Raw genomic sequence first — 10003 nt, forward strand, 5'->3', positions numbered from 1 at the left:
CGCCTACACCGACCTGCTGCTCTCCTCGGTTCCAGAGATGGAAATCGGCTGGCCATGCGCCGTCCCTTGATTGCCTTTTCCAGCCAGCCGATTTCCATCTCTGGAACCGAGGAGAGCAGCAGGTCGGTGTAGGCGTCGAAGGGCGGGCTCAGCACCTTGCCCTTGGGGCCGTAACGCACCACCTCGCCGCGATACATAACCGCGATTGAATCGGCGATCGACTTCACCGTGGCAAGGTCATGCGTGATGAACAGATAGGCGACGTTCTCTTCCTTCTGCAGCTCCAGCAGCAGCTCGAGGATGCCGTGTGCCACCAGCGGATCGAGCGCCGAGGTCACCTCGTCGCAGATGATCAGCTTCGGCTTGGCGGCAAGCGACCGGGCGATGCAGACACGCTGTTTCTGGCCGCCGGAAAGCTCGGCCGGGTAGCGGTCGGAAAATCCCTTGCCCATCTCGATCTTGTCGAGCAGTTCGGCAACGCGTCTGTCGCGCTCACGGCCGCGCATGCCGAAATAAAACTCCAGCGGCCGGCCGATGATGGTGCCGACGGTCTGACGCGGGTTCATCGCCACATCGGCCATCTGGTAGATCATCTGCAACTGGCGCAGATCCTCCTTCGGCCGGTCGGCCAGCCTGTTGGCCAGCGCGCGTCCGTCGAAGGTGACGGTACCCTGTTCGGGTGGCAAAAGTCCCGTGATGGCGCGCGCCAGCGTCGACTTGCCGGAGCCGGACTCGCCGACCACGGCCAGCGTCTGGCCCGGATAGATGTCGACGGATACGTCCTTCAGCACCTTGATATGGCTGCGGCCATAGGCGGCGGTGACGTTCTTCACCGACAGGAACGGCGACGTGCCGGGCTTCTGCTCCTGGTGTTCGATCTCATGCACCGAGACCAGCGCGTTGGTGTATTCCTGGCGCGGCTCCTTGATGATCTGCCTTGTGCCGCCCCATTCGACCAGCCTTCCATGGCGCAGCACCATGATCTCGTCGGAGACCTGGGCGACGACGGCAAGGTCGTGCGTGATGTAGAGCGCAGCGACATGGGTGTCGCGGATGGCGTCCTTGATCGCCGCCAGCACGTCGATCTGCGTCGTCACGTCGAGCGCCGTGGTCGGCTCGTCGAAGACGATCAGGTCCGGCTCGGAGCACAGGGCCATCGCCGTCATCACACGCTGCAACTGGCCGCCCGAAACCTGGTGCGGAAAACGCTCGCCGATGGTTTCAGGGTTCGGCAGGCTGAGCTTCTTGAACAGCGCAACCGCGCGCTTCTCGGCCTCGGCGCGTGTCGCGGTGCCGTGCAGCAGGGTGGCTTCCACCACCTGGTCCATCAGTCTGTGCGCCGGGTTGAAGGCCGCTGCCGCCGACTGCGCGACATAGCAGACCTCGCGGCCGCGTAATTTGCGGAAGCCGTCCTTGCCGCCCTTGAGGATGTCGCGGCCGTTCAGGATCACCTCGCCGCCTGTGATGCGCACGCCGCCGCGGCCGTAGCCCATAGACGACAGGCCGATAGTCGACTTGCCGGCGCCGGATTCGCCGATCAGGCCGAGCACCTTGCCCTTCTCGAGCGTCAGTGAGACATCGTGCACCAGCACGATGTCCTTCGGCGGTTCGCCGGGCGGGAAGACGGTAGCCTCGATGCGCAGATTGCGGATGTCGAGCAGCAGGCCTGACTTCGGTTGCCCGAGCTTCGCTTTGGTGTCGGCCATCACCCGCGTCCTCCCTTGAGGCTTGTCGTCCGGTTGAGCACCCAGTCGGCAACCAGGTTGACGGAAATCGCCAGCAGCGCGATCGCCCCCGCTGGGATGAGTGCGGCCGCGATGCCGAACACGATGCCGTCTTTGTTTTCCTTGACCATGCCGCCCCAGTCGGCGTCCGGTGGCTGCACGCCAAGGCCGAGGAACGACAGCGTCGACAGGAACAGCACCGCGTAGATGAAGCGCAGACCGAGTTCGGAAACCAGCGGCGACAATGCGTTGGGGAGGATCTCGCGGAAGATGATCCAGCCGCTGCCTTCACCGCGCAGTTTCGCCGCTTCGACATAGTCCATGACGTTGATGTCGACGGCGACCGCGCGCGACAGGCGATAGACGCGGGTCGAATCCAGAATGCCCATCACCAGGATCAGCGTCACCAGATTGGTCGGCAGCACCGACAGCACGACGAGACCCATGATCAGTGTCGGGATCGACATCAAGAGATCGACGAGGCGCGACAGCAGCGTGTCGAACCAGCCGCCGAAGACGGCCGCCGAGAAGCCGAGAATGGCGCCGAGCGAGAACGACAGCGCGGTGGCCAGCACCGCGATGAACAAAGTGATGCGGGCGCCGTAGATCATGCGCGAAAGCAGGTCTCGGCCGAGATTGTCGGTGCCCAGCAAATGGGCAGCCGACATCGGTTCCCAGACGTCGCCGACGATTTCGCCATTGCCGTGCGGCGCGATCCAGGGGGCGAAGACCGCCGCAAGCACGAACAATGCCGTCAGCACGATGCCGATCAGCGCGGGGATGGGGATGCGTTTGATATCGAGCATATCCGCCCCCTATTTCGGATGTCTGAGACGCGGATTGGCGACGATCGCCGCTATGTCCGCAATGATGTTCAGGCTGATATAGACGGCGGCGAAGATCAGGCCGACCGCCTGCACCACCGGCACGTCTCGCTTGGTGACGTGGTCGACCAGATACTGTCCCATGCCCGGATAGACGAAGATCACCTCGACCACGACGACGCCGACGATCAAGTAGGCGAGGTTGAGCATGACGACATTGATGATCGGCGCGATGGCATTGGGGAAGGCGTGCTTGCGGATGACGTTGAAGGCCGACAGGCCCTTCAGTTCCGCCGTCTCGACATAGGCCGACTGCATGACATTGAGGATCGCCGCGCGTGTCATGCGCATCATGTGGGCGAGCACGACCAGCGTCAGCGCCGTCGCCGGCAAGGCGATCGCCTGCATCCGTTCGCCAAAAGGCATGCCGTCATAGACGGTCGAAATGCCGGGGAATATCTGCCATTTCACGGCGAAGAAATAGACCAGCACATAGCCGATGAAGAATTCGGGAAACGAGGTCGAGGCCAGCGCCAGCCCGGAGATCAGCTTGTCGACCCAGCCATTGCGGTAGCGCACCGCGATCAGGCCGAGGATGATCGCCAGCGGCACGGCGACGATCGCCGCCCAGAAGGCGAGGAACAGCGTGTTCCACAGCCGTCCCTTGATCGACGTGGCGATGTCCTGCCCGCTCGACATGGCCGTGCCGAGATCGCCGGTCAGCACGCCGCCCAGCCAATGAAAATACCTGAGATAGGCTGGCTGGTTGAGTCCGAGCTGCTCGCGCAGATTGGCAAGCGACTCCGGCGTCGCCGACTGTCCGAGAATGGCTTGCGCGACGTCGCCGGGCAGGATCTGGGTGCCGGCGAAGATCAGGACCGAAACGGCCAACAAGAGCAGAATGCCCAGCGCAACGCGCTGGGCCACCAGTTTCAAGATGGGTGAGGACATATCCGCAAGGCCAAGCTCAGGCTTCGAGCCAGCACTTCGCCAGCGCGTAGCCGTTCATCAGCTCCTGATGCGGATCGTCGACCCAGCCGCCGACCTTGGCGCCGGTAGCGTCGATGAACTGGTTGAACATCGGCAGGATCAGGCCGCCCTCGTCTCGTACCAGGACAGCCATGTCATGATACATCTGCTTGCGCTTGGTCTCGTCGAGCTCGGCGCGCGCCGCCAGCACCATCTTGTCGAAGTCAGGACGCTTGAAACGCGTGTCGTTCCAGTCGGCGGTCGACAGATAAGCGGTGGAGTACATCTGGTCCTGGGTCGAGCGGCCGCCCCAGTAGGACGCGCAGAAGGGCTGCTTGTTCCAGACCTCGTTCCAATAGCCGTCGCCGGGCTCACGCTTCAGCTCGATCTGAATGCCGGCCTTGGCCGCGCTCTGCTGGAACAACTGCGATGCATCGACGGCGCCCGGGAAAGCGACGTCCGAGGTCCGCAGCAGGACGGCGCCGTCGTGGCCGGACTTCTTGAAGTGGAACTTGGCCTTGTCGGGATCGTACTTGCGCTGCTCGATCTCGGTAAACAGCGGATAGGACGCATTGATCGGGAAGTCGTTGCCGAGCGAACCGTAGCCGCGCAGGATCTTGTCCAGCATTTCCTCGCGGTCGATGGCCAGCTTCAGTGCCATGCGCAAATCGGCGTTGTCGAACGGCGCCGTGTTGCAATGCATGATGAACACGTAGTGGCCAGGACCCGCGTGGTTGCGGATGGTGACGCCCGGCAGGCGCTTGATCAGGTCGACGATCTTCGGCTCGACGCGGTTGATCACGTTGACCTGGCCGCCCTGCAGGGCGGCCGTGCGCGCTGTCGCATCGTTGATGACGATGATCTCGATCTGGTCGGCATGGCCCATCTTGTCGCCCTGCCAGTAATTGGCGAAACGCTCGCCGCCATGGCGCACACCGGGCTCATTGGTCGTGACCTTGTAAGGACCGGCCGAGATGCCTGCGTCAGCCTTGTCCTTGCCGCCATTTGGTTGGACGATCAGGTGATAGTCGCTGAGCAAATAGGGCAGATCGGCATTGGCCTCCTTCAGCGTCAGCACGACTTCCTTGCCGCTGGCCTTGATGGTCTCGATACCTTTCATGTAGCCGAGCGCGCCGGATTTCGACTTCTCGTCGGAATGGCGCTCAAGTGTGGCGGCCACGTCCTCGGCGGTCACTGTCTTGCCGTTGTGGAATTCGACGCCGTCGCGGATCTTCAGCGTCCACACCTTGGCGTCGTCCGACGAGCCGATCTCCTCGGCGATGCGGTTCTCGAGCTTGCCTTCCGGCGAAAGCTCGACAATCAATTCGCCCCACATCTTGCCGAAGGCGAACGGCACCTGAGTCATGAACAGTGCCGGATCAAGGCTGTTGGTGGATTCGCCGCCGACAAGTCCGGCCTTCAGTGTGCCGCCCTTGACCGGGCCTGCCGCGCGTGCAGCGCTTGAAAGCAGCGAGGTGGCGAAGGGCGCGGAGATACCGAGCGCCGCCGCCCGGCCGAGAAAATCACGACGGCTCAGTTTGCCCGACGCGACACGCCGGCTAAGAAATTCCAGTTCGTTCGACATTTTGAGTTCCTCACTCTGTTGGTTCGACTCTGCGGTCGTTTTTCTTGTTTCTTGTGAGGAGAATAATGACCGCAAGGGAAAGCGGTAAGCAAGACCGAATGCGACATGCCGTGGCGTAAATCGTACGTCGCAATTGGACCAATGAAATCGGCATTCAAAGAAACGCGCGCGGCACCTTCTCCTCGAAATTGCGCTCGAAGACGAGGGTTTCGTCCTCATAGGCCTCGATTCTGGCGCTGACGCTGAAGTTTTGCCCGTCCGATCGCATTTCGGCTGTCGTTTCGGTGCGTACTGACCATCCGTTTCGCGACAGGGTCTGCGTCCAGTGCGTCTTCCCCGAGGCCGACAGCGGATCGTCGGGATGGATCGTCCAGGTCTCGCGGGCGATGCTGCCATTGGCGAGGCCATGGGCGAGATCGCGCACCTCGCCGAAATCGTCAACAATGGAAAGCGTCACCATTCCGGTCTTCTCATCACGATCGACATGACGCTCTGAATTGGCGGCGCGGATCGTCTCTGTTGCCCAGGGGGTGGCACCTTCCGGCTCGGCGAACGTTACTTCGTCGCCTGTCGCCAGCGGCCGCAGCGGCAAATTGAGCGTCGCCGTCGACAAGGTGAGCTGGACCGGCTCCGGCGACGGCCAGATGGCAGGCCAATAGGCGTTCGAAACGGCAACACGCAGCCGGTGGCCGGCCGGCACACGATAGGCGCATTGATCGAGCACGACGCGCACCGAGACGGTTTCGCCCGGCACCAGCGCCTCGGGGAATTCGTGCGAATTGCGGTGCGTCAGATTGAGCACGCCATAGGAGATCAACTCCGAGGCGCCGTCGGGATGCACATCGCAAAGCCGGACCGCGATGTTGGCCTGCGGACGATCAGAGGACAGCCGCAGCTCGACCTCCGGCGCTCCGACGATGTCGATCGGCTCGCTGAGTTCCGGCTGGTCGAAACACACCGACAGCGCATCGTCGGGGCGCTGGTCGCCGGGCAGTTCGGGACCGAAGGTGAAGGGAAAATACTCGCCGCCGGCCAGGCCGCAGCTTTGCGGAGAGGCGATGATGGCGGGTTTTTCCGTTGAGGAGATCAGATCGAGCGTTTGCATCTTGATGGTTGGCGAGGGCCATTCCTGCTCCGCCACCCAACGGCCGGGACGCTCGGGGTGCCAGCGCGCCGGACGCACGCTGTCCATGACATAGGCGCGGTAGGCCGGGTCGGCCTCGACGCCGGTGTCGACACCCTTCAGCCAGCGGTCCCACCAGCGCAAGGCCTCCTGCAGGAAGCCGATGGCAGGCTTGGGCCCGGCGTAGTGCGGGTATTTGTGGATCCATGGCCCGACGATGCCCTTGACCGGGGCTTGGATGTTGGTCGCCAGATGCGAGACGGTGTTGCGGTAGCCGTCATGCCAGCCGCCGATCGACAGCACGGCGGCTTTGACGGCGGAAAAATCCTCGCAGATCGAGCCGCGCTTCCAGTAGGCATCACGGTGCTGGTGTTTCAGCCACAGCGGCGCCAGGAAGGATTGGTTCTCCAGCCGGGTCAGCCACAGATCGCGCCACCGGTTGTCGCCGGCCAAAAGCGGATCCGGCGGCCGCGACGAGTAGGACAGCATGGTCGAGGCCCAGCCGAAATTCTCGATCAGCAGGCAGCCGCCCTTGTAGTGGATGTCGTCGGCATAGCGGTCGACGGTCGAGCACAGGCTGATCACCGCTTTCAGCGCCGGCGGCCGCTTGGCCGCCACCTGCAGGCAGTTGAAGCCGCCCCAGGAAATGCCCATCATGCCGACATTGCCGTTGCACCAGGGCTGGCTTGCCGCCCAGGCGATGACGTCGCAGGCGTCCTGCAATTCCTGCTCGGAATATTCGTCGTCCATCAGCCCTTCGGAATCGCCATTGCCGCGCATGTCGACGCGGATCGAGGCATAGCCGTGGCCGGCGAAATAAGGATGCGTCAGCTGATCGCGAAAGATGGTGCCGTCGCGCTTGCGGTAGGGCAGATGCTCTAGGATGACAGGCACCGGATCGTCGCCCGCATCCTCCGGCATCCACACCCGCGCCGACAGGCGGCAGCCATCCGGCATGACGATGCCCATGTCCGGGAATTCGACGATTTTGCGGGCAAATTCGGTGACGGTTTTCATGGCATGCTCCAGGATCGCCAGATGATGGAGCCTGCCGTGCCGCGTCGTGGGCCAGCCAACGAATTCGGCTGGTCAATCCGCGTCAGTTCAGCGGGATATCGTTATCGTCCTTGTTCGCCTGATAGATGTTGGACAATTCATCGTAGCGCGCCGAAATCGCGCCGATACGGGTCTCCAGCCGTCGCCGCTCTGCCTCGGGCAACGCTCGCACCAGCCTGCGGATAGAAAAGCTCTTCCAGTAGGCATTCTCGGCATTGTAGCCGCCGGGATCGAGGGTGAAGACCTCTTTCAGGATCTTCAGGTCGTGCGGGATGGCGAAGCTGTCGCGCGAATCCTCGTGGCTGAACAGATAGTAGAAATTATCGAAGCCGGTCCAGGTGATCGCCGACAGGCACAGCGAGCAGGGTTCGTGCGTGGCGATGAAGATGGCGTCTTTCGTATCGACGCGCTCAGCCCTGGGCATTTCGTAGAAACGCTTCAGGCAGTGGACCTCGCCATGCCAGAGCGGGTTTTCCATCTCGTTGTTGGTTTCAGCCAGCACCAGCGAACGGTCGTCCTTGCGCAGGATCGCCGCGCCGAACAGCTTGTTGCCATAGGTAACGCCGTCGGCCGTCTTCGGCACGATGTCGTGCTCGATCACATCGAGCAGGCGGTCGATCAGTGAAATATCGGTCACAGGAGGCTCTCGTTGGGCAAGTGGATCTCGTAGGCGTGCGAGAAATGGAACTCTTCGAGATTGGAGCCATCGCCGCCACGGTCGACGATCAGGAAGTCCTGAGCCTCGCCGAGCGGCGTCAGCACGCCATGCCAGAGATTGCGCCGGTAATTGATGCCTTGTCCGGGTGCGGTGATGAAGGCATGCGGCTCGCCCGGCCCCTGCTCCCCGTCATGGCAGACGACGACCAGGAAGGGGCGCGGCGAGAGCGGGATGAAGGCCTGGCTGCCGAAGGGATGGCGCTCGACCATGCTCAATTTCAGGGGCAATTCGTAGGGCGTGCCGCGCACCATCGAGATCAGCACGCGGGCGTTCGGACCGGTTGCTTCGGCGGTAGCCAGATCATGATAGCGCTCGGCCCTGCCGCCATTGATCGGGTAGTGGTTGTCGCCGCCCATGTCGATGACATCGCCGAAGGGGGCAAAGCCCTCGCGGGTCAGCGGCCGCGCGACGATACGGGTCACAGCGCGCGCCTTGCGATGCCGGCGCCGCCGAGCTTGGCGTGCCGGTTGACGTCCTTGTAGAGCAGATAGCGGAATTTACCCGGGCCACCGGCATAGCAGGCCTGCGGGCAGAAGGCGCGCAGCCACATATAGTCGCCGGCCTCGACCTCGACCCAGTCCTGGTTGAGGCGGTAGACGGCCTTACCCTCCAGCACATAGAGACCGTGCTCCATGACATGGGTCTCGGCGAAGGGAATGACCGCGCCGGGTTCCAGCGTGACAATGGTCATGTGCATGTCGTGGCGCAAATCTGCCGGATCGACGAACCGCGTCGTCGCCCAGCGGCCTTCGGTGCCGGGCATCGGCGTTGGCGCGATCTCCTGCTCATTGGTGAAGAAGGCTTCCGGCACATCGAGACCGTCGACCACCTCGTAAGCCTTGCGAATCCAGTGGAAGCGCACGGCGGCCCTGCTTTCGTTGCGAACCGTCCAGCCGCTGGCCGGCGGCAGGAAGGCAAAGCCGCCGGGCCGCAACACATGCGTCTTGCCGGCAAGCAGAACCGTCAGTTCGCCTTCGACCACGAACAGAGCGCCTTCGGCGCCGGCATCGGGTTCCGGCCGATCGCTGCCGCCGCCGGGCGCGACCTCGACAATGTATTGCGAGAACGTCTCGGCAAAACCCGATAGCGGTCGCGACAAGATCCAGACGCGGGTTTCGTCCCAGAACGGCAACGCACTGGTGACGATGTCCTGCATCACACCCCGGGGAATGACGGCATAGGCCTCAGTGAAGACGGCGCGGCCGGTCAGAAGCTCGTTCTGGCCGGAATGACCGCCATGTGGCGCGTAATAGGTTCGCTCGGGCATCCTGATCGTATCCATGGTTTCAAACCTATTGCGGAAGCATGTCCTTGAGGCGGAGCAGCGCGATGCGCTCGACCTGTTTGCAGGCGGTCTCGAATTCGACGCCGCGGCTGTTGCCGATGCGCGCCTCGAACTCCGCCAGGATTTCCCCCTTCGTCTTTCCCTTCACCGCGATGATGAAAGGGAAGCCGAAGGTGGTGACGTAGGCGGCGTTGAGCTTGGAAAACAGTTCGCGCTCCTTGTCGGTCAGCGCGTCGAGGCCGGCCGAGGCCTGTTCCCTGGTCGATTCCGCCGTCAGCCGTTTGGCCTTGGCCAGTTTGCCGGCAAGGTCGGGATGGGCGTTGAGCACCGAAAGCCGCTCGGTTTCGCTGGCGGAGCGGAAGATACGGCAAAGCGCATTGTGCAGGCCGCCCGAAGTGTCATGCGCCGGGCCTAGTTCCAGTTCGTAGGCGCGTTCGGCGATCCAGGGCGAATGCTCGAACACGCCGCCGAAAGTGTGGACGAAGGTCTCGAATTCCATCTTCGATGGGCGGAGTGCCGCCGGTTGATAAGGATTGACCTCTTGCCAGTGCTTGGCGATGTCGATGCGCCTCGCCAGCCAGACCTTGTCGTGCGACTTCACATAGTCGACGAAGCGCTTCAGCGCCGCCACCCGGCCCGGCCGCCCGACGAGGCGGCAGTGCAGGCCGATGTTCATCATGCGTGGCCGGCCGGCCTTGCCCTCGGCATAGAGCGTATCG

Annotated in this window: 9 protein-coding genes; all 9 read right to left on the reverse strand. The window is 63.1% G+C overall.

Annotated features, from left to right (window positions below):
* Positions 1–1706 (reverse strand): ABC transporter ATP-binding protein (locus EN969_RS05440; RefSeq protein ID WP_164758150.1); only part of this gene is annotated, 1706 nt, incomplete at its 3' end.
* Positions 1706–2530 carry an ABC transporter permease gene (locus tag EN969_RS05445; RefSeq protein ID WP_013528250.1) on the reverse strand — a complete coding sequence of 275 codons (825 nt, stop codon included), beginning with the start codon at positions 2528–2530 and terminating at the stop codon, positions 1706–1708. The genes EN969_RS05440 and EN969_RS05445, both read right to left, overlap by 1 nt.
* A gap of 9 nt (positions 2531–2539) precedes the next feature.
* The gene (locus tag EN969_RS05450; protein WP_013528249.1) at positions 2540–3499 is read right to left on the reverse strand and encodes an ABC transporter permease; all 960 of its coding nucleotides are present in this window, start codon (positions 3497–3499) and stop codon (positions 2540–2542) included.
* Between the two features lie 16 nt (positions 3500–3515).
* A complete protein-coding gene (locus tag EN969_RS05455) occupies positions 3516–5102 on the reverse strand; it encodes an ABC transporter substrate-binding protein (RefSeq protein WP_063169819.1) in 1587 nt (528 codons plus the stop codon).
* Positions 5103–5256: 154 nt separating this feature from the next.
* Positions 5257–7242 carry a CocE/NonD family hydrolase gene (locus tag EN969_RS05460; protein WP_063169820.1) on the reverse strand — a complete coding sequence of 662 codons (1986 nt, stop codon included), beginning with the start codon at positions 7240–7242 and terminating at the stop codon, positions 5257–5259.
* A gap of 82 nt (positions 7243–7324) precedes the next feature.
* A complete protein-coding gene (locus tag EN969_RS05465) occupies positions 7325–7918 on the reverse strand; it encodes a nucleoside deaminase (RefSeq protein WP_013528246.1) in 594 nt (197 codons plus the stop codon).
* Positions 7915–8421, reverse strand: coding sequence for an ureidoglycolate lyase (locus EN969_RS05470; protein ID WP_013528245.1), 507 nt, complete (start codon positions 8419–8421; stop codon positions 7915–7917). Before EN969_RS05470 ends, EN969_RS05465 begins: the two co-directional genes overlap by 4 nt.
* Positions 8418–9281 (reverse strand): bifunctional allantoicase/(S)-ureidoglycine aminohydrolase, encoded by an 864-nt coding sequence (locus EN969_RS05475; RefSeq protein ID WP_024501939.1) that lies wholly within the window; start codon positions 9279–9281, stop codon positions 8418–8420. Before EN969_RS05475 ends, EN969_RS05470 begins: the two co-directional genes overlap by 4 nt.
* 10 nt (positions 9282–9291) lie before the next feature.
* Positions 9292–10003: 2-oxo-4-hydroxy-4-carboxy-5-ureidoimidazoline decarboxylase (uraD, locus tag EN969_RS05480; RefSeq protein ID WP_127419015.1), on the reverse strand; the 712-nt coding region annotated here is incomplete at its 5' end.

The sequence above is a fragment of the Mesorhizobium sp. M7A.F.Ca.CA.003.01.2.1 genome (assembly GCF_003998945.1).
In the GTDB taxonomy this organism is placed as follows: domain Bacteria; phylum Pseudomonadota; class Alphaproteobacteria; order Rhizobiales; family Rhizobiaceae; genus Mesorhizobium; species Mesorhizobium ciceri.

Bases quoted from the DNA above. Each gene is read 5' to 3' on its own strand.
- EN969_RS05450 (WP_013528249.1), bottom strand. From the start codon at position 3,499: ATGTCCTCACCCATCTTGAAACTGGTGGCCCAGCGCGTTGCGCTGGGC.
- EN969_RS05445 (WP_013528250.1), bottom strand. From the start codon at position 2,530: ATGCTCGATATCAAACGCATCCCCATCCCCGCGCTGATCGGCATCGTG.
- EN969_RS05475 (WP_024501939.1), bottom strand. From the start codon at position 9,281: ATGGATACGATCAGGATGCCCGAGCGAACCTATTACGCGCCACATGGC.
- EN969_RS05455 (WP_063169819.1), bottom strand. From the start codon at position 5,102: ATGTCGAACGAACTGGAATTTCTTAGCCGGCGTGTCGCGTCGGGCAAA.
- EN969_RS05460 (WP_063169820.1), bottom strand. From the start codon at position 7,242: ATGAAAACCGTCACCGAATTTGCCCGCAAAATCGTCGAATTCCCGGAC.